Genomic DNA, 25,392 nt, shown 5'->3' with positions numbered 1-25,392 from the left:
CAAGGCAAATACAGCCTGAATTTTTGGTTACTTTTCTTTTTGGAGGAAAGTAACATTTCGTACATTTGCCGGCAGTAAACGATATTGAATATGCCTATTATAAAACGGATTCTGACCGGATGCAGGAATATCTTTCTGTTTCTTTTTATATCCAGCATCCTGGCGGTGGTGGCGTATAAGTTCATCCCTGTTTATTATACGCCGTTGATGCTGACGCGGTTGTACGATCAGTACAAGGGGGGGAAACCCTTCAAGCTGGAACATAAATGGGTCCCGTTGTCGCAGATAGCACAACCGTTGGTACAGGCGGTTGTCGCTTCGGAGGATAATTTGTTTCTCGATCATAACGGTTTTGATATTGAACAGATACAGAAAGCACGCGATGAAGCGGAAAAGGGAAAACGCGTACGCGGCGCCAGTACCATCTCCCAGCAGACAGCCAAGAATGTATTCCTTCTTCCTGCCAAAAGCTATATAAGGAAAGGGATCGAAGCCTACTTCACCCTCTTGATCGAGTGGATATGGGGGAAAGAAAGAATCATGGAGGTCTATCTGAACTCCATCGAGATGGGCGACGGTATTTATGGAGCAGAAGCGGTAGCCAAGGCCCATTTTAAGAAGCAGGCTTCCCGGTTAAATCGCGAGGAGGCTGCGTTGATCGCTGCATCTTTGCCGAATCCCAGGAAATTCAATTCCGGTAAACCTTCTCCCTATATGTTGAAACGACAGGGACAAATCCTTTCCCTGATGGGTAAGTTGTTGAAGATACAGATGGGTTACGGAGCCGGTGAGATCGATAATACGAACGGAAAAATAAAAAAAAGAAAGAAATGGAGAGCTTCACTTTTCACGACCTCGGACGCATTGATTATGCAGATGCGCTAAAGGTTCAGACAGATGCTTTTGAAACCTTGCTTCAGGCAAAGAAGGAGGGAGGCAGCGAAGAAAATAAGTTGTTCTTCTGCGAACATCAACCCGTGCTGACGATCGGAAAGAGCGGGAAAGATGCCAATCTCCTGATACCGGAACAACTGTTGCAGCAGCGTGGCGTCTCTTTCTACCATATCAACCGGGGAGGGGATATTACCTATCACGGCCCCGGGCAGATAACCGGTTACCCGGTCTTCGACCTGGAATATTGGCAGTTGGGACTCAAACAGTATATCCATCGGCTGGAAGAAGTCATTATCCGTTTCCTCGCCCTTTACGGGATACGCGGAGAACGTCTCGACGGTGCTACCGGCGTATGGATCGATCCGGATGTAAAAGGACGTGCCCGCAAGATCTGTGCGATCGGAGTAAAGAGCAGCCGGTTCGTTGCTATGCATGGTTTTGCTCTGAATATCAATACCGACCTGAGTTATTTTTCCCTGATTAACCCTTGTGGATTTACGGATAAAGGTGTAACCTCTCTGGAGAAAGAATTAGGGAAAAAGCAGGATTTCAAACAAGCTAAAACACAGCTTCATTCATTATTTTCAGAACTGTTCCCCTGATGGAGTACAAGATACATTTTGCCCCTTTGCAAGGCTATACGGATGCCGTGTACCGGGAAGTGCATGCACAGGTATTCGGAGGAGTCGAAGCCTACTATACCCCTTTTGTGCGGGTGGAGAAAGACGGTTTCCGGAACAAGGATCTCCGGGATATAACGTCCGGCAGGAATGTGGCTACTCCGGTCGTTCCCCAGTTGATAGCGGCCACGCCTGAGGAATTCCGGCGTCTGGTAACTTTATTTCTCGGACAAGGATACCAGCAGGCAGATATCAATATGGGGTGCCCTTTCCCGATGCAGGCACGTCTTCACCGGGGAGCAGGTATCCTGCCTCATACGGGAGATGCTGCCGCCCTGTTGCAGACAGTCCGTGAATTTCCGGAAATGAATTTCTCTGTCAAGCTCCGGTTAGGATGGGATTCACCGGACGAAGTCTTTGCTTTGCTTCCCTTTATCGATTCGTTGCCGCTTACACATGTGACTTTGCATCCTCGGATAGGGCGGCAACAGTACAAAGGGCATGTGGATATGGACAGCTTTACCCGTTTCTACGAAGCATGTGCACACCCGCTTTTCTATAACGGCGATCTGAACTGTCCGGCCGATATCGACCGGATCATTCGCTTGTATCCCCGGTTGAGCGGGGTGATGTTGGGACGCGGCTTATTGTCTTCCCCCTGGCTGGCGAAGGAATATATGGCAGGAAAGGAGCTGCCGGACACGGAAAAGAAAGCCGGACTGTTCCGTTTCCATACACTTTTATTTGAGAAATACAGCGCCATACTTGAAGGCGGAGAGCACCAGGTGCTTGCCAAAATGAAAACTCTTTGGGATTACCTCTTGCCGGACGCAGAAAAACGTTTGCGGAAGAAAATACTTAAAAGCAACCAGTTATCTACTTATCAGCAGGCGGTAAAGGAGTTGTTACAGCCGTAGTATCCGTCTTTGCCGGCGAGATAGTATCAGCCGGAGCAAGCGGCACGATCGGCAGCAGTCTTTTCCGTCGGCGGAAGAACTCGGAAATGTTACTGAAGTCTTTCCTGAACATGACACCTACCCCCTGGGTCGTTAAGGCCCGGTTCAGATACTTATACATATCATTGGCATGGTTGTAAGCCTTCAGGCGGATCTCTCCGCTTGGGGTCAGCTTATATTCCAGGTCGAATTCACCGACGAAGTCGTTCTTCCCCTGGTACGTATTATTCCTGTATCCAAAACTTCCGTTGAATAACAGACGGTTGTCGAGTAATTGGCTGGATAGCAACATTTCCACTTCCGTATCCTGTATGCCGTCATCGCTGGTGCGGATGTTCGTACCGATCTGCACCTTATCCGTCAAGCTGTTGAGTATGCTCGACAGTTGGGAGGAGATGGCGGAAGAAGCCACGGCGCTGAATTCGCTCGAACGGTAGGCATTCTGGCTGTATTCGGGAGTGTAGAATTTGTTCAGCACCAGGAGGTAGATAATCTGGCGTGTCATCATGTCTTCCGTATCGACCAACGCTTTCATCTGACGTTCTATTTCTTCGTTTGAACCGGGAAGTTCCAGGTCGAACGAGATAGCAGGGCTGCGTAACATGCCGTCGAGGTTAAGCACGCAGTTGACGGGTATGTTGGTTCGCGGACTTTCCAGTGCCAGGTTTTCATCCAGGTCGCGCAGGTTGGCAGTTACATTATAAATGGCATTTATTTGCATCGTGGCATTGAACGGGTCACCCCGGAAGTCGATGGAGCTGCCTTCGCGTATCTTAAAGTCCTTATGGATGATCTGTTGCAAGCTGAAATTGTAGTTGCCGCTGACAATTCCCATGTTTCCGTACATGCGTAAATCCGTTTTTGTCCCGTATTCTATTTGCATGCTTCCGCTACAGTTGCCGGTTATCTTATCTCCGGCAACCGGGTCCATGATCAGCTCGATCCGGGCATCGGGTGTGATGTCGAGCAGGAAATTCATGCGCATTTCGGCACCTTCTTCTTCGTTGGCGGCAGCCATTTTCAAAGAGTCGGGCGAGATTGTCCCGTTTGCGATGGATTCGTTCAACTGTTTCTTATCGACGAACGTGATAAAGTCGTAGTCGGCAGCCGTCGTATTGTTTATAAAGTCGAATGTGATGGCCGTCTTAGGATCGCTCCGCATATTGATGTCAAAGTTGATCAGCTTGTCATTTCCTTTGATCGACGCCGATCCGCTACCGAAGACTGTTCCGTAGATCAATGGGTTCTGCCTGCGTGTCGCATTAAACACCAACATATTGTTTGTCTTGACATTTACGTCGAAACTGACATCTTTGAAGTGATTGTGATAGACACTCATGTTGATGATACCCGGATTACCGAACTCGTCATGGACGGTCAGGTTCCGCATATTGATGGAACCGGCATCCAGATGGATGGAGTCGGAGAAGGTATAATATGTATTCGTATATTCGATACCCAGGCCGCCGTCCAGCACATACGCATCTCCCTCGACGGTCAACGACTTGAACGGACCGTGCAGGTGGACGTTTCCGAAGCCCCGTCCTTTCATATTCTTAGCCACCTTTTCCACAAAGGGGTGGAGGAATTCCAGATTGATATCGTTGGCTCCGAAGAATAAGGACAACCCGGCATTCTGTCCTACCGGGAAGATGTAACCGCTTACGTCGGTCCATGTCGTATCGTTCTTATAGATACTGCCGAGCATCAGGATACCCTTTTGCTCATCGTCCCATTCGCTGAAAAGGTTCAGCCTGCCCAGCGGTGTCTGGTTGAATGAGAAGTCTTTTATCTCCAGATCGGTGTTCAGCATACGACTGCCGTACAGGTCGCTTATATTAAATGTACCTGTCGCTTTCCCGGCAAACTGCAATACCGGGATATTCAGTATATCGAAAATGTATTTGAGCTCGACCTGTTTCAGGTCCATCAAAAGCGTATCCGACGGATTTTTGGAGATGTTTCCATCCAGCAGCAACGATTGTTTCTCATTGCCTACCAGGAATTTACGGATACCTATCTGCCCGTCGGAAATTACAATATTCGAAGGATGGATAGTCCATAGAGAATCGTTCAGCACCAGTTGGCTCTCCTTGACGGAAATATCGGTTCGCAGGGTAGAAGGCCTCTTTTCCTGTTCTTTTTCAGTGAAGAGGGCAGACGCCGACAGCTCGGCACGGAACACCTTTTCCTTATTGTTCGCCCAGCCGATCAGCGTATTGATCCGGTTGTCGCGGGCATCCGCTTTTAGGTCGAGGTAGTTACGAAGTCCTTTCTGGTTGTAGTTGGTTGCCCTCAGTTGCAGGTTGATATTATCCTGCGGGTTGTCGCAAGTCAGGTAACCGGATTCGAACAGGGAGTTTCCCAGTTTGAATTTAGGGAGGAAAGCCTCGATGCGGAATTTATTATACAAGTTATTGTAGTGTCCGGTGATGCGTGCCTGGTTGACCATCGTCACCGGCAGTTTGAGTGTTTCGGATATCTTTTCCGTATTCTCTACTGTCAGCAACAGCGAGAAATTGTTCTCTTCTACTTCTTTTTTCTTCTGCGTCGCATTGATCAGTGCCGGGATGTATCCTTTGAAAGTGTTCATAAAACTCGGTACGATCGTGGTAAAGGAGTATGCACCGGTAACCTCTCCGTTCAGGATATCGGACGAGATAGTCAGATGGCGGTCCAGTGAATGTCCGGATGCCGTTACCTGGAATTTTTTCAGGAAGAAGCTGCTTGGAGCCGTCAGGAACGAAAGGCTGTCTATTGTGATATTACCTTCCAGGTTATCGATATTATTCCCCGTAAAATCGGCATTCAGGGATAGCGAGATATCCGGCGATTCATATTTGTCGATCAGGTTGAGGCTGTCGGGACGAAAATGTTCCAGATTGGCGGTGAAGTTGAACATAGAGTTCTTCCCCTCGTGGCGGAACATACCCTGGGCATGCAACTTCCCGTTCGGGTCGTTCACCTGTACCATGCCGTCGAAGCTGTTCTTTTTGAAATTTCCGGACAGCTGGATATCCTCGTACTTGTATTTTTTGAACTCGAACTCGTTGATGTTCGCTTTAATATTTCCGAAGAAACTGCTGTTGTTGTAGCGTTTGGCATCCAGCGAGATGCTCAGGCGGGTGTTCCCGTAAGGGTTGCCATCGTTGAACAGTTCGTTCAGATGCAGGCCGGAGGTAGAAATATGTCCTTTCAGGTATGCTGCAACATTGTTTTCTTTGTCTGTACCGAATATCATGTCGGTCTGCACCGAACCGATCGCCGAAGAGAACTTTCCGAACGCCACCAGGTTATCGAAGAAGCCGGATATCTCTCCGGTAAAATTGATCGTACCCAACCTGACGACAGGATCGGGCAGCACGACCGGCTTCTTGTTGAAATTGTTTACCAGGCCCGCCAGTCCGTCGGTCGTGATATACATCTTGTTTACTTGTCCGAAGATATAGGCATCTTCCGGATGGCTGATCCCTTTCAGGTCCATTTTTCCGATAAACAGCATCTTGTCGCTGTAACGGATTGTCAGCCGTTGCAGGTTGATATTGTTGACGGAGCCGGACGCTTCTGCCGATAATTCGATGGTCTCGGTGAAGTTGCTGAAAGCCGGGACGAAAGGAGAGAGGTCTTTCAGACAGATTTGCGACGGGGAAATATTCAATTCCAACGGGGCATGGTTCAGCAGCTCGGAAGCGTTCTTCACTTCCTGCATGTCGATCTTTGCCCGGCTGATTTTCAAATCCGTTTCCGGTAGTTTTATTTCGAAATTGTTGATGAAAGCACTGTCGCGGTTGCTGATAACGTTCATCGACAGTTTATTCAGCGTAAGGCCGGAAGCCTCGTCGAAGCTCATCTTTTTGATGTTGGCGTTCAGGCTGTCCTTGTTGAAGGCCTTCATGGAAATCTTCGCACTCAGGTTTTTGATAGCCACATGTCTGGCGTTGAATTTTCCTGGCGTTTCGGCCTCGCTTTGCACGTCGTACCGGAAGTTTCCCCGGCGGATCAGGATCGAGTTGAAACGCAGGTCGATATTCGGATTCTTCTTGATCGTGTCCCTGCTGGCAAAAGCATCCAGCACGAACTGGAGATTGAGCGGACTTTCGGGTGTCTTCTTTTTGAGATTGACGGAAAAACCGAATAGCCGCACGGTAGTGAAAACGAATTTTCCTTTAAACAACGGAAGAACTTCAAAGCCCGCCGCCACATGATTGGCTTCGAATAATGTCTGACCTTCCTGATCTTCGAGGTATAAGTTGTCGAGGACCAAACGGTTGAACCATTCGATATTAACATTTCCTATCTTTACGGGCACACCGAGATGGCCGGATAATTCGGTCGATGCAATGTCGGAAACCTGATGTTGGATGTAGGGTATCTTCAACAAGATAAAGGGCATCGCATAGAATATCCAGAACAAAACAAGTAGGGTAATGATTATGTATTTGAGTCCTCTGATATCTTTACTATATTTTAAACGCAAATCTACAACAATATCGCGATAGAATTCATTAAATTTGCACAAAAAAACGAGAGAAGAGTATGAGTGTAACAATATTGGGGATAGAATCATCCTGTGATGATACTTCCTCTTCCGTAATACGCGACGGCGTGATGCTGTCGAATGTGATAGCCAGTCAGGCGGTTCACGAAGCATATGGTGGCGTGGTTCCCGAGCTGGCTTCGCGTGCCCACCAGCAGAATATCATCCCGGTGGTCGCAGAGGCTATCAAGCGTGCAGGCATCGATAAGTCGGAACTGAGCGCCGTTGCCTTCACACGCGGGCCGGGGTTGATGGGATCCCTACTGGTCGGAACCTCCTTTGCCAAAGGGTTTGCGGCTTCTTTGGACATCCCGATGATCGAGATCAACCATTTGCAGGCGCATGTACTGGCTCACTTTATCAAGGAAACGCCGGAAGACGATCATGCTCCCTCGTTCCCGTTCCTGTGTTTGCTGGTGTCGGGCGGTAACTCGCAGATCATCAAAGTAAATGCTTATAACGATATGGAGGTGATAGGGCAGACGATAGACGACGCAGCGGGCGAAGCCTTCGATAAATGTGCGAAGGTGATGGGACTGGGTTATCCGGGTGGTCCGGTGGTGAACCGCTTGGCCAACGAAGGAAATCCGAAAGCCTTTACTTTCAGCAAACCGCATATTCCGGGATACGATTATAGCTTTAGCGGGCTGAAGACTTCTTTTCTCTACACCTTGAGGGATAAACTACAGGAAGATCCGGACTTCATCGAAAAGAATAAACGTGACCTTTGTGCCTCCCTTCAGTCGACCGTGATCGATATCCTGATGGATAAGTTGCGCAAGGCAGCGAAAGACCTGAATATAAAAGAGGTGGCGGTGGCCGGCGGTGTTTCGGCAAACTCCGGTTTGCGCGATGCCTTCCTCGACCATGCGAAGCGGTATGGCTGGAAAGTGCATATCCCGAAGTTCGCGTTTACTACAGACAACGCGGCGATGGTTGCCATCACTGGTTATTATAAATTCCTCGATAAGGATTTTTGTCCGATGGACGCTGTTCCGTTCTCACGGGTAGTTATCTGATTATCAGGTGTAATTACGGTATAGAAAAAAGCATGCATCCTCTTTTTTAAAAGGGTGCATGCTATTTACAAAAAGGGTGCATGCTATTTTGGAAAAGGATGCATCCTATTTTTCAGAAGATAGCATCGAATTATGGCAGAGAATAAAGTCTTAGGTGAACGGGTAGGCGACGTCTTACGTTCACGGAAACTGACGATGGGGACGGCGGAAAGCTGCACGGGTGGCCGGATAGCCAATATGATCACGCTGGTGGCAGGTAGCTCCGATTATTTTGTCGGGGGAGTTGTCTCTTACAGCAACGAAGTGAAACAGCATGTATTGGGTGTTTCGGAAGAAAGTCTTCGCCAGCATGGGGCCGTCAGCCGCGAAGTGGTGGAACAGATGGCGCAGGGAGCGATCCGTACCCTCGGATGCGACTGTGCTGTAGCGACTTCCGGTATTGCAGGACCCGGCGGAGGAACCCCGGAAAAACCGGTCGGCACGGTTTGGATCGCCGCAGCCCTGAAAGGTGAAATCGTCTCACATTGTTTTCATTTCGGAACGGTCAGGGCGGAAAATATACAGGCGGCGGCGGATGCTGCGTTGACCCTGTTATTGGACTTGTTACAAAAACAGCATGGATAAATTCATAGAACAACAGCGGGCGGTTTATCCCATGTCCGACGAAGCGATCCGGTTGCTGGTCGACGAGATGGAGGAGGTGGCTTTCTCGAAAGGAGAACTTTCGACGAGGGAAGGCGACCGCGACCCGTTTGTCTGGTTCGTCAAAGAGGGATTGGTCCGGGCATATGTCGAACTGGATACGAAAGATATCACCTTATGGTTTGCCAGCGACGGCGAAATGATCAATTTCGTTTACCGCGACATCTCGGTCTATAACGTGGAGATGGTGGAGGATACCGTCCTGTTCCGCATCCCTGCCACGAAACTGGACAAACTTTTCGAACAGTCGCACGATATCGCTATCTGGGGATTGAAGCTGCTCGACTATTACCTGCGGGAATATGAGAACTATTTTATCAACGACAGTTGGAGTGATGCCCGCGAACAATACGAGAGTCTGATGCACTCGCGCCCGGATCTGTTCCAGCGAGTGCCGTTGAAACATATCGCTTCCTACCTGCAGATCACGCCGCAATCGTTGAGCCGTATCCGTTCCTCTTCTAAATAAAAAGAGCAAACCGAAATTATCTTATGGTAATTTTTCTCTGAAAAGACCTCCTTACCTTTGCAGCCGGAACCAAAAGCAAGTTGTTTTATGAGTAAGGAAAAAGCTCTCTTCCGCCAGGAAAGAGAGAGGTTATTGTTGACAGGTGAGATTCCCCGGTTATTTACAAAGTATGCACTTCCCGGCGTGGCGGGACTATTATTTCTGGGTATCCAGTCCGTGATCGACGGGATTGTGCTCGGACGGTTTGTGGGCGCTAATGCGCTGGCTAGTGTGAATCTGATCTTACCGTGTTATAGTTTGATCTCGGCGTTTGCCATCGTGATGGGCATCGGGGGACAGACGATTGTCAGTATCAGTCTGGGAAAAGGTGATAAGCAGGAAGCGAACAACGCGTTGCGTTCGGTATTCCTGTTCCTGATTGCCATGTCTTTGGCGGTGAGCCTGTTGATCTATTTATTTGCGGGGGAGATCGTTTCTTTCCTGGGGGCGAATGCCGTGTTGCAGGGGGATGCCGTAGGATATATCCGGGCATTGGTCCCTTTCTTCCCGTTTTTGTGTACGATGTTCTTCGGCGACTATATCATTAAGGCGATGGGGCATCCCTTGTATGCGACTTCGGTCATGGGGACGACCGTGATCCTGAATATTATTCTCGACCTCGTGTTCGTTGCCGTATTGGGTTGGGGCGTGATGGGAGCCGGACTGGCGACCGGTATTGCCTTTACGATCGGTGCTTGCCTGAATGTGCCCCGGTTGTTTTCGCGTCACGAAGTCGTTGCCGTCCAACGTGGACGCTACAATTGGCGGCTGGTATGGAATGCTTTCTATAACGGGTCGTCGGAGGGTATGTCTGAACTGTCGGTGGCAATTACCGTTTTCCTCTTCAATATCACGATGATGAAGTATCTGGGTGAAAGTGGGGTGGCGGCGTTTACGGCAATCAATTATATCCTGTTTATCGGAACCACCATATTCCTGGGGATATCGGATGGTATCATACCTATTATAGGATATAACTACGGGGCGAAGAAGCAGGAACGTATCAAGTCGATCCTGGGACTTGCCGTGCGGGTTAATTCTGCGATCGGGATCGGTTTGTTCCTGGTATTGTTATTGTTCGGCGAACAGATTATCGGATTGTTTTTCAACGATCACAGCAGCGAGGCCTTTGCTATTGCGTCGCGAGGTGTCTCGATCTATTGTTTTGCCTTTTTGTTGTGTGGTCTGAATATCCTGGCATCCAGCTATTTTACGGCTATCGGGAATGCGAAGATTTCGATCATTATATCAGCTTTGAGAGGACTCATATTCGTAGGAATCGGTATACTTGTCCTCCCCGCTGTATTCGGTATCGACGCCATCTGGTATGATATACCGATCGCTGAGATTTGCACGTTGTCAGTCTCTTACTGGCTGGTGCGCAGGTCGTTAAAGAGATAAGGTTGACATACTGGCAGCCTACTCTTCTTCAGTCTTTTCATTCTCTTTTTTGTCTTGTTGCAAAGACTGAATATTTTTGGCATTAAGAGGGGTGACAACTGGCTGTCCTGTCTTTTCCTCCAGCTCCAACCTGGCGTTGCGTGCTACTGTAGCTCCTTGTCGGGCTACTTCAGAGTGCTCATCGAAAGAGTCCGGACCTATGGCTTCCGAGATCTCTTTCGTTGAAAGCTCTGCAAGCATGTTTAGAACTAATTCTTTGTTAGTCATGTTATCACGCAGGTTCTCTTTCTTTAGGTTCTTGAATTGTTTGTATTCTTTTGCCGTTTTTCCCGCCCATGTCTTATAAATAATATCTGTAAGAGTAGCGAACTGTACGCCTTCTTCCAGGCCGTGACGTTTCCATTCATCAGTCAGGTCTTTACGTATCTCGATACTTTTAAGACGTTGGTTGATCCAATTGTCGGAATAGCCCAAACGTTTGTAATCGGTCATAGCCTGTTCGATGGATAATTCCGGGTCTTGCATCTGGTCAAGGCGCTCTTTTGCTACCTGAGCCATCCAGAGTTTAAAAGGCTCTGCCTTAGGCGAAGGGACAGACTGGATCAGGCGGAAAAGTTGCTCGGTGGTGGCTACGTCGGTTTTGTAGTATTTGCCATCACCAGAGGGCATTTTCAGTTGTACGATTTTAGCGTACAACTGACTTCCTTCTTTTGATAACTTACGTTTCAAGTCGCTCCAATAACGACGTGGGTTATCACTATCCGTCAATACGGCAATTACATCCACTATGGAAAAATACCATTCTTCCGTTTCGCTATCCCATACGGTGCGTACTTTTTTTTCTTCAAAGATTTTGATTGCATTTTGCTGTGTCATAACTTACTGTCTTTATATCTGTTGCTTTAATCCTCGGCTATTGTTTTAGCTATTAACTGATACCCTTTCTCGTTCGGATGCAGGCCGTCGTTGAAAAGCGATTCGTCGATCTTGCCGGTGGGCAGGAGCAAGGTTGTTCCGGCATCGCTGAACAGGCAGTTTTCCTCGTTTGCCATTGTGCGGATTTGCAGGTTGATGTTTTTCACCCAATCCTCGTGTTCCCGGCGGGGAAGGATACCGATCACTTTAACCGTCGCTTTCGGTTGGCGGTTACGGATAGCTGTGATGAGGAAACGCAGACCTTCTACAATATCTTTGTCCGGGCTGATTCCCATATTGTTCGTTCCGATCATCAGGACAACTTTATCCGCTTCATATCCATCCAACTCACCGTGGTAGATGCGCCAAAGTACGTTTTCTATACGGTCGTAACCGTATCCCAGATTCTGGAATCCGGCCGGTTCCATGATCTTCTTCCAGCTTTTCGCGCCGCTGCTTCTCGGTCCTGCCGGTTCTCCTCCCCAGAAATGAGTGATCGAGTTGCCGAGGATGATGGCTTTGGGCGGGTTTTGTTGGATATGCTTCAATATGTCGCGGTGACGGGTCTGCCATTCGTAATTGTTCGGTTCGCGACGTTGGGTAACAGGCTGGGTCGTCGGGCGGTCTCCTACCGACAGCCGGAGGATGTCGCGTACTTTCTTTTCAACGGCTGTCGCCTGGTAGGTGGCTCCGAGGTCGGATGGGTGTACGTAGTCAACCCAGGCATCGGGCGGATAGTTCAATTCTTCGTGTGTCAGGTAATACAGGTCCTTGACACCTGCTTGCAACAAGGCTTCGTATCCTTTGCGTGAAGCGGCGTTCAGGCGGGTGTACGATTCGTATTGTCGCTGGTCGCTGGGTGCGTTGCTGTAACCGGCATGTTCTACCAGGAGGATCGGGGCGTTCCGTTTTTCCCGGATCTGTTTTACGGCGGCGATCACCAGGTCTGTCACTTCCTGCTCGGTCTTTTGGGTGAGGTTAGGCAGGCAGTCGAGGATATAGATGCGGGCATCCTGTTCGATGACGTAATTCAATACGCCTTTTTCCAACTGCCCGTTACCGGAAAATCCCAGATTGATCAGCGGATAGCCCAGGGCACGTTGCAGGATGTTCGCCCACGCCATAGCCGGACGTGAAGAGCAAGCGCCCTGTGCGATGGAAGTACCGTAAAGGACAACCGGCTTCTCCGGCGATTGGGGAATGAAAGTCAGTTCGGTTCCTTCCGGTGTGCCGATCTCCATCCACTTGATACTATTATATAAAGGTAAGTAGAGTCTGTATTCAAACCCGCGGTTATGGAACTTGTCTTGTCCCAGGTTTGTATAGCTGTATCGGATCGTATCCCCGAATGAGTAGTTACCGAAACAGAAACTCCACTTGCCCTCGCTGTCGATGCTGTACAGGTCGAGCCCCGATACGCCGGTCGATTGCATGTGCGGCATAGCATACCCACCGCTTACCTGGTAACGTACGGTTATCTGGGGGGAGTTGCAATAAAAATGAATAGCCAGTCCGGCTGAGTTGCGGGAGAGGTTCCAAACCGGTTCTCTGACTTCGGCCTTTGCCCGGTCGGGTAGGCGTACATAGGTCTGTCCGATCTCATCGGGCCAGCCCTGGTTCTGGATCACGGGAAAACCAGCGTCCATCGGATTCTGCCATTTCCATTCTGCCCCGGCAGAGAGGCATACCATACATAGAATAAAGATATTCAACAGTCTTTTCATAGGTCGATCTATTTATATACCATACTTTTTGACACAATATTGACAAAGATAGTACAATTTTAGAAATTTTATTTTCGTTTATTCACGTATATTTGCCCCTGTTAAAAATAAAAAACATAGATACCATGAAAGTACAAGTACTGCTTACTTTCCTGTTGTTGGGAAGCATGCCTTTATTGGCGCAGAAAAGTTATCAGTTGCAGTCGCCCGACAGGAAGCTGCAAACAGTAGTGACAGTTGGAGATAATGTAGAGTTCTCGTTGAACCATGACGGGACGGAGGTGTTGGCTCCTTCTGCTATATCCATGACCTTGCAGACCGGAGAGGTGCTGGGGGGCAACAGTCCAAAAGTTTCGAAAGTGACGAAAGGTTCCGTCGATAAGTCGATCCCCTCACCATTCTATAAGAAATCGGAAGTAAGCGATATATATAATGAGATGACGATCGCTTTCCGCGGCGATTACAGTATCGTGTTCCGCCTGTATAACGACGGTATGGCGTATCGTTTCGTGACGAAGAAAAAAGGAGATATGATCGTGAAAGATGAGGAGGCATCCTACAACTTCTCTACCGACCATAAGACCTTCGCCGCTTATGTGAACAGCACCAAGCCGACGTTTGAAGAGCAATTTTCCAATTCGTTCGAACAGCCTTATTACAACGAACCGATCACAAAGCTGAACGACAAGCGTCTGATGATCCTGCCGTTCCTGGTCGATTTGGGAAATGGAAAGAAAGTTTGTATCACAGAGGCCGACCTTGAAAGTTATCCGGGTATGTTCCTGAATAACACGACGGACAAGCCTTCTCTGAAATCTGTCCATGCTCCGTATCCGAAGGTGAAACAGCAAGGCGGACATAATCAGTTGCAGATGCTGGTAAAGGAACGCGAGAATTATATAGCCAAGACAAAAGGAAACCGTTCTTTCCCCTGGCGTGTGTTCGTTGTTTCGGACAATGACAAGCAGTTGGCCGATTGCGATATGGTATATCGCCTGGCTGCCCCGTCTCGTGTAAAGGATATCTCCTGGATCAAACCGGGTAAGGTTGCCTGGGATTGGTGGAACGACTGGAATATTTCCGGAGTCGATTTCCGTGCCGGTATCAATAACGAAACTTATAAATATTATATCGATTTCGCTGCCGATCATGGCATCGAATATGTGATCCTCGATGAGGGATGGGCTGTAAACCTGAAAGCTGATTTATTGCAGGTGATCCCGGAAATCAATTTGGAAGAAATTGTATCGTATGCTAAATCGAAGAATGTGGATATTATCCTCTGGGCCGGTTATTATGCTTTCGACCGCGATATGGAAAATGTGGTGAAACGATATGCCGATATGGGTGTGAAAGGTTTCAAAGTAGACTTTATGGATCGTGACGATCAGGAAATAATAGACTTCCTGTATCGTGCGGCGGAGACTTGTGCGCGTTATAATATGTTGGTCGACTTCCACGGGATCTGTAAACCGACAGGGTTGCAGCGCACGTATCCGAACGTGATCAATTATGAGGGTGTGAACGGCCTGGAACAGTTGAAGTGGTCGCCCGAATCATACGATATGGTTACTTACGATGTGACTTTCCCGTTCATCCGTATGGTGGCCGGCCCGGTAGATTATACACAAGGGGCTATGCGTAATGCGATCCGCCAAAACTACCGTCCGGTTTATTCCGAACCGATGAGCCAGGGGACACGTTGCCGCCAGTTGGCTACTTATGTGATCTTCGAATCGCCTCTGAATATGCTGTGTGACAATCCGACGAATTATATGCGTGAAAAGGAATGTACGGAATTTATAGCAGCTATTCCCACCGTATGGGAAGAAACCCAGGTGCTCGATGCAAAAGTGTCCGAATATATAGCAATGGCTCGCAAACATGGCGACAACTGGTACGTGGGTGCCCTCACCAACTGGGAACCGCGTGAGCTGGAGCTGGATCTTTCTTTCCTGGGTGACGGCGATTACAAGCTGGAACTGTTTAAAGACGGTATCAATGCCGACCGTGCTGCCAGCGATTACAAAAAAGAAATCATACCTGTCCCGGCTGATCGTAAGCTGAAGATCAAGATGGCTCCGGGCGGAGGGTATGCTGCCAAAATCTGTAAATAATAGTATCCGTTAGATCTTAGTATAAATAGAAGGGGAACAGCAGGTAAATGCTATTCTCCTTCTGTTCTGTTTTTTTTCGCCATTAATATTAAAGTACTTATGAATAAAAAAACTCTCGTAACGATTATTTTCTTCTTGCAGATTATGATCTGCTGGAATCTGAATGCTGCCCCTGTGCGCCAACAGATCAATTTGAACCGTGGCTGGCTCTTTACTTTAGGCGATGTGGAAGAGGCAGAACAAACCTCCTTTTCCGATCAAAGTTGGGAACAAGTGAATCTTCCTCACTCATTTTCTCTTCCTTACTTCATGTGGAAGAGCGTATACAATGGGTATGGCTGGTACCGGAAGACGATTGAAATGCCGGCAGCATGGAAGGGTAAACAAGTATCGGTTGAATTTGAAGGCATATTTATTCAAAGCGAAGTTTTCCTGAACGGGCAGCGGGTAGGAGAGCATACCGGAGGATATACCGGTTTCTGCTATGACCTGACACCTTTCCTTAAACCCGGAAAAAATATCTTAGCGGTCCGTGTCAACAATCTCTGGAAGGCGGATGTGGCGCCACGTGCCGGCGATCACCAGTTTAGCGGAGGTATCTACCGCGATGTGTATTTACATATAACGGATCCTTTGCATGTCGCCTGGTGCGGAACGTTCATCACAACACCGGAAGTGTCGAAATCGTCTGCCTCTTTTAGGGCAGAGACAGAAATAAGAAATGACCATGCCCGTCCGCAACAGTTTACGATCCGGACAGAGATCGTTTCACCCAAGGGTAAAATTGTTTCAAAAGCAGAAACAAAAGAAACGCTTGAAGCCGGCAGTTCCCGAATATTCACTCAGTATCCGGCAAGTATCATCGACCCGGCTCTCTGGCATCCGGATAGTCCGAACCTTTATAAAGCGGTGACAACGATTCAGCAGGGGAATAAAGTGACCGACCGGAAAGAAACCGTTTTCGGTATCCGTTGGTTCGAATGGACAGCAGACAAAGGGTTCTTCCTTAACGGCGAACATTTTTACCTGTTGGGGGCAAACGTCCATCAGGATCATGCCGGCTGGGGAGATGCCGTAACAAATGCCGGTTTCCGTCGGGATATACAGATGATGAAGGATTGTGGTTTCAATACGATCCGCGGATCACATTATCCGCACGACCCTTCATTTGCACAGGCTTGTGATGAGATCGGCATACTGTTCTTCCCAGAGAATGCTTTCTGGGGTATGGGAGGCGGTTCGGGTGACCGTGACGGTTGGGGGACTCCTTCGTCCGGTTGTTATCCTCCGAATCCGGAAGACCAGGATCGTTTCGACCGGAGTGTGTTGTACCAGTTGAAAGAGCTGATCCGAATCAACCGGAATAGTCCTTCTATTACGGCATGGAGTATGAGTAATGAACCTTTCTTTACGGATGCATCCACCAATGAACGGATGAAGCAATTGCTGAACAAGGCAACCGACAGTACGCATGTTTGGGATCCGACGCGCCTGGTCGCTATCGGCGGTAGCCAGCGTAAAGGCGTAGATAAACTAGGGAAGAACCAGATCGCTTTTTATAATGGCGACGGGGCGGGTTTCCTGAATCCCGGTGTACCTAGTATGGTTTCTGAATATGGTAGTGTAACGACACATCGTCCGGGTACGTTCGAACCGGGATGGGCAGACCTGAAAGATGGCTTTAACCGTCCGGAATGGCGTGGAGGACAAGTGATCTGGTGTGGCTTCGATCACGGGACAGTCGGTGGAACCGGTCTGGCTATTATGGGATTGGTGGATTATTTCCGTATCCCGAAGCGTTCCTGGTACTGGTATCGGGAGGCTTATGCCAAAGGAAACAGGAACCCGGTTGAACCGCAATGGCCTGAATCGGGTATTCCTGCAAAGATCGGTTTGTCTGCGGATAAGACAACGATAGCTGCTCCCGACGGGACAGATGATGTTCATATCCTGATCTCTTTGTTGGATGCAAGCGGCAAACCGGTTAGTAATGAGATCCCCGTTAAGCTATCCGTCCTGTCCGGCCCCGGTGAATTTCCAACAGGTTCGTCCATCCAGTTTATGCCTCCTTCAGAAGAGGAAACCTCCGATATTACGATCCGTGACGGAAAGGCTGCAATCGAATTCCGTAGTTACTATGCCGGAACTACCATTATTGAAGCGTCTGCTGAAGGGCTACCCGCATCTACCCTCACTATTCGGACATTAGGACAGCCAACCTGGGAGTCGGCCGGTCGTCCGAAAGTGGCGGACCGTCCTTATAAACGCTATATTGCCCCGAAGAAAGAAGAACCTGTAAATGAGTTGTTATTGGCGGTTAACCGTCCTTCTTTTGTCAGTTCGACAGCGGAACTTTCTTCCCGCACTTTATCAAATGACGGTGACGACCAGACCGCCTGGTTTGCCGACCCCTCAGATAAGGCTGCCTGGTGGAAACTCGATCTGGAAGCCTCCTATGATCTGAACGCGATCGAACTGGTCTTCCCAACAGTCGATATACATCAATACGTCATTGAAGTATCTTCCGATAACCAATCATGGATAACCGTATCCAACCAGCGCACCAGCAATAAGAAAGAAAAGAAGCAGCGTATAGATGGTGACCTCGGAAAGAATATTCGCTTTGTCCGCATCAGTTTTATCTCCGGAAATGCCGGATTGTCCGAAGTTAAGGTAGGGGGAAACCCGACGAATTTGTAGTTTTAATCAAACGTTTAGGAGTTAATAAGCTTATACATATAATAAGCATTCGAACCATCCGCGTAATAATTATTGATTATGCGGATGTGTTCGAATCCGTTTTTTAGGTAAAGGCCGATGGCGGCTTCGTTAGTCACATTTACTTCCAACGTAATTTTTTTGAGTTGATACGACCGGGCAAATCCGATCGCTTTTTCCATCAATTGCTGCCCTAACTTCCTGCCTCTAGCATCCGGATGAACGGCTATGGAATAAATACGTAGGTTATGAGTACGGGCATTCGATATCAACGAACTGTATGCAATCACTTTTCCCTTATCCGTAACAACATAAAAGATTCCTTTTGCCTGGGTAATAAGGTATAAGATCTGTCTCCTTGAAAAACTGTCCGCACCGAAGCAAACGGTTTCAATCTCCAGTATCGAATCGAGATCCGAACGGACTGCCTGCCTGATTTCCAACTCCTTTTCCATTCGGTTAAAAATGTTTCATATCCAGTGTCCGCCCGAAATGATTCAGTATACGGTAATACAAGTCGTCTCCCAGTACGGCATCTTCAATCCCGTGATCGATACTCGGATTATCGTTGATCTCGATAACCATAGCCCGGTCGTTAACCATCTTCATATCTACTCCATAAAGCCCTTTCCCGATCAGGGAAGCTGCCTTGACCGCCGTATCGAGTACTTTACGGGGAACCTGATAAATGGGAATGGTATCGACCAGTCCGCACCGGCTTCTTCCCGAATCGTAATGGCAATAGATCTGCCAATGTCCTTTTGCCATATAATATTTGCAGGCAAACAACGGTTCTCCGTTCAGGATACCGATTCGCCAGTCGAATTCAGTCGGTGTAAATTCTTGTGCCAGAAGGATCGACGATTTATCGAAAAGCAGATTGAGTGCCGCTTTCAGTTCTGTCTCATTGGTTACTTTCTTCATTCCGAAAGAGAACGATCCGTCCGGAATTTTCAGGATGAAAGGAGAACCTAGTTGCTCGCAGATCTGTTCGAATGTATTTTCATTCGACTTAAAGATTAACATAGACAGCGGAGCCGGTATCTTTTCTTTCTCAAATAATTCGTTCAGGTAGACCTTGTTGGTACACCGGATGATAGATAATGGATCATCGATCACCACCATCCCGTTTTGCTTCGCCAGTTGTGACAGGCGGAAAGTATAATGGTTCAGCGACGTAGTGGTTCGGATAAACAGAGCGTCGAACTCCATTAACCGAGTAGCATCTTCTTCCGTGATCAGTTCGGCATGTATATCCATCTTTTTAGCAACATCCAGCAATTTGTTCAAAGCCTGTTTGTTGCTGGGTGGAAACTTTTCTTCCGGGTCGTATAATACAGCCAGGCTATACCGTGCTGATTTGACGGACTGCGGAGCACGCCATACTTTTTTGTTGAAACGGTCCAGCGCATCGGCAAAGAAACTTTGTTCGTCGTCGTTCAACTGTTCCAGCGAAAGGAACTGGATCGTTTCGATTTGATTCTTTTGGCGGGTATTCAAACTGACTCTTAGTAGCGGGGCCGGGTAGTTCTCAAAGATAAAACGGGCTATTTTTTCCAACCCTTTCTCTTTGCATGTACCGAAATAGATATCCAGGTTCCAGATGTCTTCGGTGATATCATTTTTCTGTATCCACTGATAACAGAGCTTTTGTAAGTTCCGGTCCATACGGACACCGGCTCCGGCTTCCACCTTGTTAATGATATCTACTCCGGGAATCACTTTGTGTCCCCTGGTTTGGGCTAGTAGCGAACAGTAATATCCTTCGGAATTATAACTGTAATCGTTACTCAGGTTGATGACAAACTTATTCCCCTTTTCTTTCTGGAGAGATTTGTTCTTCAAATAATCGGAAACGGTTAAGATACTGCTTGTCTTATAATACGGTTTCCAATCATTCAGGCTGTCTAATAAAATTAGCACGTTATTCATGTCGAATATAATAAGTGCGCAAAAGTAGCTAAATAAATGAATCGGCGATATGAATAATCATTAATTATTGAGTTTCGCTGATGTGACAATCCGACGTCTTGAGGGTGACATCTCTTTTGTCTTATGACAATGCTCCTGTTGTCACTTCTTAAGGGTTGAATTTCTTTGTACGTATTAAAATTTACCATTCCTTTGCCAGTAAAGATAGGATGGTTTAAGGGCTGTCTTATTATAATTTGAATCTTAAATTTTATAAGCATGGAAGAAAAAGAAAATTCACAAGGTAGAAGTTTGAAATTGTATGAGACCTTTACAGTAGAACGTGAAGTTAATTTTAATACAGGCGAGAACTGTTTTCTATCACGTTTGGAAGGTGGTTTGATCTTATTGGATGAAGATGCAATAGAACCGGATGCAGAGTTGCTCGGTGCACCGGGAAAAAAAGTGTTTGTTTTTAAAGCTGTAGCTCCCGGGAAAGCTCTTTATCAGTTGGCTCAGACACATGTGTCGGAAGCTGGTGTTCTTTACGAACAGATTCAACCTGTTGAAATAGAGGACGACCATATCGACCGGAAGTCAGGAGGTTGGACAGATCATCATGAATTGTTGCCGGAAGAGATGGCAGTCTTTCAGGAAGCGATGCGTGGAGTTGTCGGAGTTCAATATACACCTGTATCGGTAGCTGTTCAGATTGTGGAAGGTGTAAATTATCGTTATGTCTGTAAGTCAGTAACTGAAACGAATCCTCCTCGGGAATCCTATGCAATGGTATATGTTCATCAGGCTTTGCCTTGCAATGGTGGTGAAGTGATGATCACTAAAATTGTTCCGTTTTTGAGAGATTAATAATAAAAACCAAGACAATTATGCAGGAAGTAAATAGAATTGCATGTGTAAATGCAGCAGGTTTTATACAGGAATTTCGTGTGATTTGGGATGCTGTTGCTACTTACCGTACAAGGGTACAACGTTGTTTTTTGAAATAGGATTGGAAGGTTAATCATTTTATTCATAAAAGGAGCTGGTAATATATTTAGTAGCTCCTTTTAACTTTTTATTTTATGAAGATATTGATCGATAATGGGCATGGTATAGAAACTCCGGGCAAACGTTCTCCGGAATGGCCGAATGAAAGCAGACGTTTGTTTGAATGGGAATTTAATCGGGATATTGCAAGGCGGGTACATGAAACGCTAACTCAAAAAGATATAGATTGTGAGCTGATAGTAAAGGAAATTAATGATGTCTCACTCCAGGAACGCTGTAACCGGGTAAATACTATTTCCAATCAGGTTGGAAAGACAAACTGCATGCTTGTTTCTATTCATGCTAATGCAGGAGGTGGAACAGGATGGGAAGTCTTTTATACCCGTGATGTCATGACTTCTCAAAAAATCGCTTCGGTCTTTTCAGAAGAAGTAACATCCCGGCATGACACGGATTTCCCTTTCAGGAACAGAGGTTTGAAATATGATCCTTTGTTCATTCTAAAGCATACCAATTGTCCGGCTATTCTTACTGAAAATCTATTTATGGATACCTGGGACGATTTTTTGTTTCTTTGTTCGGAAAAGGGAAGAGCGATAATTGCCGATATACATGTACAGGCTATTTTAAAATACCTCAAAACAGTTTTAATACCAGAAGAATAATAAATTTAGATAAGAGTCCGGATACACATTATTCATATATCCGGTCCCTTGTTATTCGATTTAAAAGGAGGATCTGTTACAAATCATCTTCCAATGCCGTACTTTTGGCATAGGCTGTACTTTTGGCTTCGAAGAAGTCTGTCTTCACCATATTGGCATTTGAATATTGCGATACCCAGTGCATGCTTTCCGGCTCCTTGCGGTTATCATCAAACAGCGGTTCGTAACCCAGACTGAGCCAACGGATATTACCTAAATAGCGGATATAATCTGCCACCATTTGCTGGTTGAGTCCCTGGATGTTGTTGCCTATCACATATTGTCCCCATTCCGTTTCCTGTCTCACTCCTTCACGCATCATTTCCTCGTACACTTTAACCTTATCGGGTGTAAAGAGTTCGGGTTCTTCTTTTTTCAGTTCGAGAATGATGTTACGGAATAACCATAGATGCGTATTTTCATCCCGGTTGATATAGCGTATTTCCTGGGCGGACCCGGACATCTTTCCGTTACGGCTCAGGTTGTAAAAGAACATGAAACCGCTATAGAAATAAATACCTTCCAGAATGTAATTTGCTATCAGGGTTTTCATCAATGTAAAGCCGTTCTGGCTCTCCTGAAACTCGTTGTAACAATTGCCGATGAACGTATTTCTTTTCAATAAGTGCTCATCCGTTTTCCATTGATAGAGGATATCATTGCGTTCTTCGGGACTGCAAATAGAATCGAGCATATAACTATAGCTTTGGCTATGTACACATTCCTGAAAAGCCTGGATATGAAGACAAAGATTGACTTCGTTGGCGGTGATGTATTCACTGATAGCCGGCAGGTTGTTACTCTGTAGAGAATCGAGGAAGACCAGGAAACTGAGGATTTTGTTGTAAGCTGTCCGCTCAGCTGGTTCCAGATGAGGATAATCCTTTGTATCTTGTGACAAGTTGATCTCTTCCGGTATCCAGAAATTGTTCATTGCCTGACGATACCAACTGCTCACCCATTTGTAACGCATATTATTGAAGTCGTTCAAATTGGTGGTATTTCCGCCGATCATTTTCCGGAGACGGATTTCTGTGTCGCCTTCCGGATTGAACAAGGCGTTCTTTTTTAATATTTTTGTTTCCATTGTTCTTTTAGTTTTTTATGATGTACAACTTTCGCATTCTTCTACTTCCAGTGATTTACTTCGAACATAATATACCGTTTTCACTCCGCATTCCCAAGCCAGCAGGTAGAGGTTGAACAATTGCTTCATGGTGAACTCGTTGGTGATATAGAGGTTCATACTTTGTGCCTGATCGATGTGTAGTTGCCGGACACCCGCAGCACGGATACTCCATTGCTGGTCTATCTGGTAGGCGCTTTTATATAGCCAGTAAGTCTTGTCCGACAGGGCAGGAGCCACGCGTGGGAGCATGGTACCTTTTTTCTCTTCGAGGAAGAAACGTTTCATTGCCGGATCTACTCCTGCTGTTGTCCCGGAGATAATGCTTGTACTGCTGGTGGGAGCTATGGCAAGAAGATAGGCATTTCTCATGCCATTTATCCTGACTTTTTCCTGTAACCGGTTCCATTCTACTGATTTATATCCACGTTTCATGAAATAAGCTCCGGTTTGCCAGTCGCTTCCTTCAAAATATTCGTACCGGCCTTTTTCTTTCGCCAATTCAGCACTCGCTTCAATAGCCGCATAGTTGATATGTTCGAATACTTTGTCCATAAAAGTCAGATGTTCTTCGCTTTCCCAACGGATGCCGCGCACGGCAAGTGCATGATGGTAGCCGCTCACTCCAAGACCGATACTGCGGTAACGATGATTCGTTATCTGTGCAAAAGGTACCGGATAGAAATTAAGGTCGATCACATTATCGAGTGCCCGGACTACTGTCGCTACTTTTTCTTTCATTAGTTGTTCGTCTTCCAGAGGTAAATGTCCAAGTGACAAACTGGCTAGATTACATACCACGAAATCGCCTGGGCGAACTGTTTTCACCACGACCGTATCACCGTTCTCTGTGAGGATTTCAGTAGATACGGATTCGATGGATGACATGTTCTGTGCTATTTCCGTACATAAGTTCGAACAGTAAATAATACCCCGGTGGGGATTTGGGTTGGCACGGTTTACGGTGTCACGGTTGAAAGTGAAAGGAGTACCGGTTTCTACAGCCGAGCGTAATACCAGCCTGACAATATCTTTAATATTTATACTACGTTTTGAAAGACGGTTATCGTTCACGCAGTCCAGATATCTTTGTTCCCATTCTTCGCCATAATAATCTTCTAGGCAATATCCTTTGATAGTCATTATCTCATTCGGGCAAAACAGATACCATATTTGATTCAGGTCTTCTTTTGCCATACGCCAGAACAGGTCAGGATAACATACTGCCGGGAATATATCATGGGCCTTCATCCGGTCGTCGCCATTATTGGTGCGGAGTTGGAGAAATTCGGGTAAATCTTTGTGCCATACGTCGAGATACACTGCTACGGCTCCCTGCCGCATACCTAGCTGATCTACGGCGACAGCTGTATCGTTTACCAGTTTCATCCAACGGATCACACCTCCGGCAACACCTTTAAATCCTCGTATATTGCCACCTGTGGCGCGTACTTTCCCGAAGTACATCCCCATACCTCCGCCAAACTTGCTGACCATCGCAAAGTTGTCGATACTGCGGTAGATACCTTCCAGGCTATCGGGTACGGTATCGATAAAGCAACTGGAAAGTTGGTGATAAGGCTTGCGTGCGTTGGAAAGCGTAGGAGTGGCCATCGTAACTTGGAGGCTGCTCAACAGGTCATAGAACTTTTTAACCCACAACATCCGGTCGTGCTGTTCGGGCATGGCAAGATGCAGGGCGATTCCCAGAAACATCTCCTGTACGGACTCAACCGGTTCATGGGAACGGGTACGGATAAGGTAGCGTTTCGCCAGTAAATCCAGTCCTGAATAATTAAACAGTTCATTTCTTTCCGGACAGATAAATCCGGCAGCTTCTTCTATCTCTTGCTGAGAGTAATTAGCCAGTATATAGTTACCATATAATCCTTCGTTGGTGAGATAGCTTAATTTATCATAGAATGTATGGAAACCGACAGCTTCTTCCTGCTTTTTTAGTTTCTTTGCCAATTGGAAGTTGAGCAGGCGGGCAGCGATGAACTCCCAGTCGGGAGCTTCCTGCGTAGTTAGTTCCACAGCCGCTTTGATGAGTGCTGTCAGCCGTTCTTTGGATGGCATTTCCGGTTTGCAGAAACTGAAAAACTTCTCAGCCAGTATAGTCAGACTATATTCGTTGGCTGTGAATTTATCCTGTATACCCTTGAGTGTCTCCATTATGGTCGTATCGCCCACTTCATGTGTAATGTGATTGAGGGCTTTCCTTCGTTCCGTCCGTTGCCAGCGATAGAGTATATAGTTTTTAGCTTCGGCATAAAAACCATGTTCCATTAGGCTACGTTCCACTTCGTCCTGAATGCGTTCTACACTGCGGTTTGCTACATTGCTGTTTACAAAACGCTCCACTTCATCCACCATGCTGCGGATGTTTTCGTCCGTTATTTCCTGTCCGGTACTGGCAAAGCTTTTCCGGATGGCAACGGTTATTTTCTCCCTGTTATAAGGTTCGGATGCCCCATTTCTCTTGGTTATTTCCATGAGATACTTTTGAAAAATAAAATTAGAGTATACTTT

General features: G+C 46.9%; 18 protein-coding genes. 11 read left to right on the top strand and 7 right to left on the bottom strand.

All coding sequences use genetic code 11. The features are described from left to right. Nucleotides 1–90: 90 nt before the first annotated feature. Genes mtgA through IEY67_RS12135 form a run of 3 tightly spaced genes read left to right on the top strand, consistent with a single transcriptional unit; the run spans nucleotide 91 to nucleotide 2,431 of the window. Nucleotides 91–885, top strand: coding sequence for a monofunctional biosynthetic peptidoglycan transglycosylase (gene mtgA, locus IEY67_RS12145; protein ID WP_183671366.1), 795 nt, complete (start codon nucleotides 91–93; stop codon nucleotides 883–885). Then, entirely contained in the window at nucleotides 831–1,496 is a 666-nt protein-coding gene (gene lipB / locus IEY67_RS12140) for a lipoyl(octanoyl) transferase LipB (protein ID WP_183671367.1), read from the top strand. The genes mtgA and lipB overlap by 55 nt, the downstream gene beginning before the upstream one ends. Then, the gene (locus IEY67_RS12135; RefSeq protein ID WP_183671368.1) at nucleotides 1,496–2,431 is read left to right on the top strand and encodes a tRNA-dihydrouridine synthase family protein; all 936 of its coding nucleotides are present in this window, start codon (nucleotides 1,496–1,498) and stop codon (nucleotides 2,429–2,431) included. The genes lipB and IEY67_RS12135 overlap by 1 nt, the downstream gene beginning before the upstream one ends. Here IEY67_RS12135 and IEY67_RS12130 read toward each other — a convergent pair. Continuing rightward, nucleotides 2,391–6,863, bottom strand: coding sequence for a translocation/assembly module TamB domain-containing protein (locus tag IEY67_RS12130; protein WP_183671543.1), 4,473 nt, complete (start codon nucleotides 6,861–6,863; stop codon nucleotides 2,391–2,393). The two genes, IEY67_RS12135 and IEY67_RS12130, sit on opposite strands and share 41 nt — an antisense overlap. Before the next feature lie 143 nt (nucleotides 6,864–7,006). On the opposite strand from IEY67_RS12130, the gene tsaD reads away from it, so the two are divergent. From tsaD to IEY67_RS12110, 4 genes are all read left to right on the top strand, one after another. After that, the gene (gene tsaD / locus IEY67_RS12125) at nucleotides 7,007–8,026 is read left to right on the top strand and encodes a tRNA (adenosine(37)-N6)-threonylcarbamoyltransferase complex transferase subunit TsaD (protein WP_122374487.1); all 1,020 of its coding nucleotides are present in this window, start codon (nucleotides 7,007–7,009) and stop codon (nucleotides 8,024–8,026) included. Between the two features lie 132 nt (nucleotides 8,027–8,158). Continuing rightward, nucleotides 8,159–8,650 (top strand): CinA family protein, encoded by a 492-nt coding sequence (locus tag IEY67_RS12120; protein WP_183671369.1) that lies wholly within the window; start codon nucleotides 8,159–8,161, stop codon nucleotides 8,648–8,650. Then, entirely contained in the window at nucleotides 8,643–9,197 is a 555-nt protein-coding gene (locus IEY67_RS12115) for a Crp/Fnr family transcriptional regulator (RefSeq protein WP_075558094.1), read from the top strand. Before IEY67_RS12120 ends, IEY67_RS12115 begins: the two co-directional genes overlap by 8 nt. A gap of 87 nt (nucleotides 9,198–9,284) precedes the next feature. Next, nucleotides 9,285–10,637, top strand: coding sequence for an MATE family efflux transporter (locus IEY67_RS12110; protein ID WP_183671370.1), 1,353 nt, complete (start codon nucleotides 9,285–9,287; stop codon nucleotides 10,635–10,637). A gap of 18 nt (nucleotides 10,638–10,655) precedes the next feature. Here IEY67_RS12110 and IEY67_RS12105 read toward each other — a convergent pair whose 3' ends face one another. Both IEY67_RS12105 and IEY67_RS12100 read right to left on the bottom strand, forming a co-directional pair. After that, nucleotides 10,656–11,513: a BRO-N domain-containing protein gene (locus IEY67_RS12105; protein WP_122374485.1), complete on the bottom strand. Its 858-nt coding sequence runs from the start codon at nucleotides 11,511–11,513 to the stop codon at nucleotides 10,656–10,658. A 26-nt stretch (nucleotides 11,514–11,539) separates the two neighbouring features. After that, entirely contained in the window at nucleotides 11,540–13,276 is a 1,737-nt protein-coding gene (locus IEY67_RS12100; protein WP_183671371.1) for an SGNH/GDSL hydrolase family protein, read from the bottom strand. 125 nt (nucleotides 13,277–13,401) lie between these two features. Here IEY67_RS12100 and IEY67_RS12095 point away from each other — a divergent pair, with 125 nt between their 5' ends. Together IEY67_RS12095 and IEY67_RS12090 are read left to right on the top strand one after the other, a co-directional pair. Next, nucleotides 13,402–15,393 carry a retaining alpha-galactosidase gene (locus IEY67_RS12095; RefSeq protein WP_122351630.1) on the top strand — a complete coding sequence of 664 codons (1,992 nt, stop codon included), beginning with the start codon at nucleotides 13,402–13,404 and terminating at the stop codon, nucleotides 15,391–15,393. Between the two features lie 99 nt (nucleotides 15,394–15,492). Further along, nucleotides 15,493–18,093: a glycoside hydrolase family 2 protein gene (locus IEY67_RS12090; protein ID WP_229801044.1), complete on the top strand. Its 2,601-nt coding sequence runs from the start codon at nucleotides 15,493–15,495 to the stop codon at nucleotides 18,091–18,093. Between the two features lie 14 nt (nucleotides 18,094–18,107). On the opposite strand, the gene rimI is transcribed toward IEY67_RS12090, so the two are convergent. Further along, nucleotides 18,108–18,566 carry a ribosomal protein S18-alanine N-acetyltransferase gene (gene rimI / locus IEY67_RS12085; RefSeq protein WP_122374481.1) on the bottom strand — a complete coding sequence of 153 codons (459 nt, stop codon included), beginning with the start codon at nucleotides 18,564–18,566 and terminating at the stop codon, nucleotides 18,108–18,110. A 4-nt stretch (nucleotides 18,567–18,570) separates the two neighbouring features. Continuing rightward, a complete protein-coding gene (locus IEY67_RS12080) occupies nucleotides 18,571–20,043 on the bottom strand; it encodes a RimK family ATP-grasp domain-containing protein (protein WP_183671372.1) in 1,473 nt (490 codons plus the stop codon). Between the two features lie 258 nt (nucleotides 20,044–20,301). Between IEY67_RS12080 and IEY67_RS12075 the strand changes: the two genes are divergently transcribed. Both IEY67_RS12075 and IEY67_RS12070 read left to right on the top strand, forming a co-directional pair. Beyond that, a complete protein-coding gene (locus IEY67_RS12075) occupies nucleotides 20,302–20,889 on the top strand; it encodes a protease inhibitor I42 family protein (RefSeq protein ID WP_183671373.1) in 588 nt (195 codons plus the stop codon). Between the two features lie 215 nt (nucleotides 20,890–21,104). Further along, a complete protein-coding gene (locus IEY67_RS12070) occupies nucleotides 21,105–21,695 on the top strand; it encodes an N-acetylmuramoyl-L-alanine amidase (protein ID WP_183671374.1) in 591 nt (196 codons plus the stop codon). 76 nt (nucleotides 21,696–21,771) lie between these two features. Here IEY67_RS12070 and IEY67_RS12065 read toward each other — a convergent pair whose 3' ends face one another. Further along, nucleotides 21,772–22,821, bottom strand: coding sequence for a ribonucleotide-diphosphate reductase subunit beta (locus tag IEY67_RS12065; protein WP_183671375.1), 1,050 nt, complete (start codon nucleotides 22,819–22,821; stop codon nucleotides 21,772–21,774). A gap of 15 nt (nucleotides 22,822–22,836) precedes the next feature. Then, entirely contained in the window at nucleotides 22,837–25,356 is a 2,520-nt protein-coding gene (locus IEY67_RS12060) for a ribonucleoside-diphosphate reductase subunit alpha (RefSeq protein WP_183671376.1), read from the bottom strand. Nucleotides 25,357–25,392 lie beyond the last annotated feature (36 nt).

Source organism: Parabacteroides faecis (assembly GCF_014647375.1).
Lineage (GTDB): Bacteria > Bacteroidota > Bacteroidia > Bacteroidales > Tannerellaceae > Parabacteroides > Parabacteroides faecis.
The sequence above is the reverse complement of the archived record's forward strand: the minus strand, read 5'-3'. Positions and strand labels throughout refer to the sequence as shown.

What these genes read in the sequence shown, in the direction of transcription:
- IEY67_RS12060 (WP_183671376.1), bottom strand. Translation starts at nt 25,356, where the DNA reads ATGGAAATAACCAAGAGAAATGGGGCATCCGAACCTTATAACAGGGAG.
- IEY67_RS12100 (WP_183671371.1), bottom strand. Translation starts at nt 13,276, where the DNA reads ATGAAAAGACTGTTGAATATCTTTATTCTATGTATGGTATGCCTCTCT.
- rimI (WP_122374481.1), bottom strand. Translation starts at nt 18,566, where the DNA reads ATGGAAAAGGAGTTGGAAATCAGGCAGGCAGTCCGTTCGGATCTCGAT.
- IEY67_RS12070 (WP_183671374.1), top strand. Translation starts at nt 21,105, where the DNA reads ATGAAGATATTGATCGATAATGGGCATGGTATAGAAACTCCGGGCAAA.
- IEY67_RS12075 (WP_183671373.1), top strand. Translation starts at nt 20,302, where the DNA reads ATGGAAGAAAAAGAAAATTCACAAGGTAGAAGTTTGAAATTGTATGAG.
- IEY67_RS12105 (WP_122374485.1), bottom strand. Translation starts at nt 11,513, where the DNA reads ATGACACAGCAAAATGCAATCAAAATCTTTGAAGAAAAAAAAGTACGC.
- IEY67_RS12080 (WP_183671372.1), bottom strand. Translation starts at nt 20,043, where the DNA reads ATGAATAACGTGCTAATTTTATTAGACAGCCTGAATGATTGGAAACCG.
- IEY67_RS12130 (WP_183671543.1), bottom strand. Translation starts at nt 6,863, where the DNA reads ATGCCCTTTATCTTGTTGAAGATACCCTACATCCAACATCAGGTTTCC.
- IEY67_RS12115 (WP_075558094.1), top strand. Translation starts at nt 8,643, where the DNA reads ATGGATAAATTCATAGAACAACAGCGGGCGGTTTATCCCATGTCCGAC.
- IEY67_RS12135 (WP_183671368.1), top strand. Translation starts at nt 1,496, where the DNA reads ATGGAGTACAAGATACATTTTGCCCCTTTGCAAGGCTATACGGATGCC.
- mtgA (WP_183671366.1), top strand. Translation starts at nt 91, where the DNA reads ATGCCTATTATAAAACGGATTCTGACCGGATGCAGGAATATCTTTCTG.
- lipB (WP_183671367.1), top strand. Translation starts at nt 831, where the DNA reads ATGGAGAGCTTCACTTTTCACGACCTCGGACGCATTGATTATGCAGAT.
- IEY67_RS12095 (WP_122351630.1), top strand. Translation starts at nt 13,402, where the DNA reads ATGAAAGTACAAGTACTGCTTACTTTCCTGTTGTTGGGAAGCATGCCT.
- IEY67_RS12090 (WP_229801044.1), top strand. Translation starts at nt 15,493, where the DNA reads ATGAATAAAAAAACTCTCGTAACGATTATTTTCTTCTTGCAGATTATG.
- IEY67_RS12065 (WP_183671375.1), bottom strand. Translation starts at nt 22,821, where the DNA reads ATGGAAACAAAAATATTAAAAAAGAACGCCTTGTTCAATCCGGAAGGC.
- tsaD (WP_122374487.1), top strand. Translation starts at nt 7,007, where the DNA reads ATGAGTGTAACAATATTGGGGATAGAATCATCCTGTGATGATACTTCC.
- IEY67_RS12110 (WP_183671370.1), top strand. Translation starts at nt 9,285, where the DNA reads ATGAGTAAGGAAAAAGCTCTCTTCCGCCAGGAAAGAGAGAGGTTATTG.
- IEY67_RS12120 (WP_183671369.1), top strand. Translation starts at nt 8,159, where the DNA reads ATGGCAGAGAATAAAGTCTTAGGTGAACGGGTAGGCGACGTCTTACGT.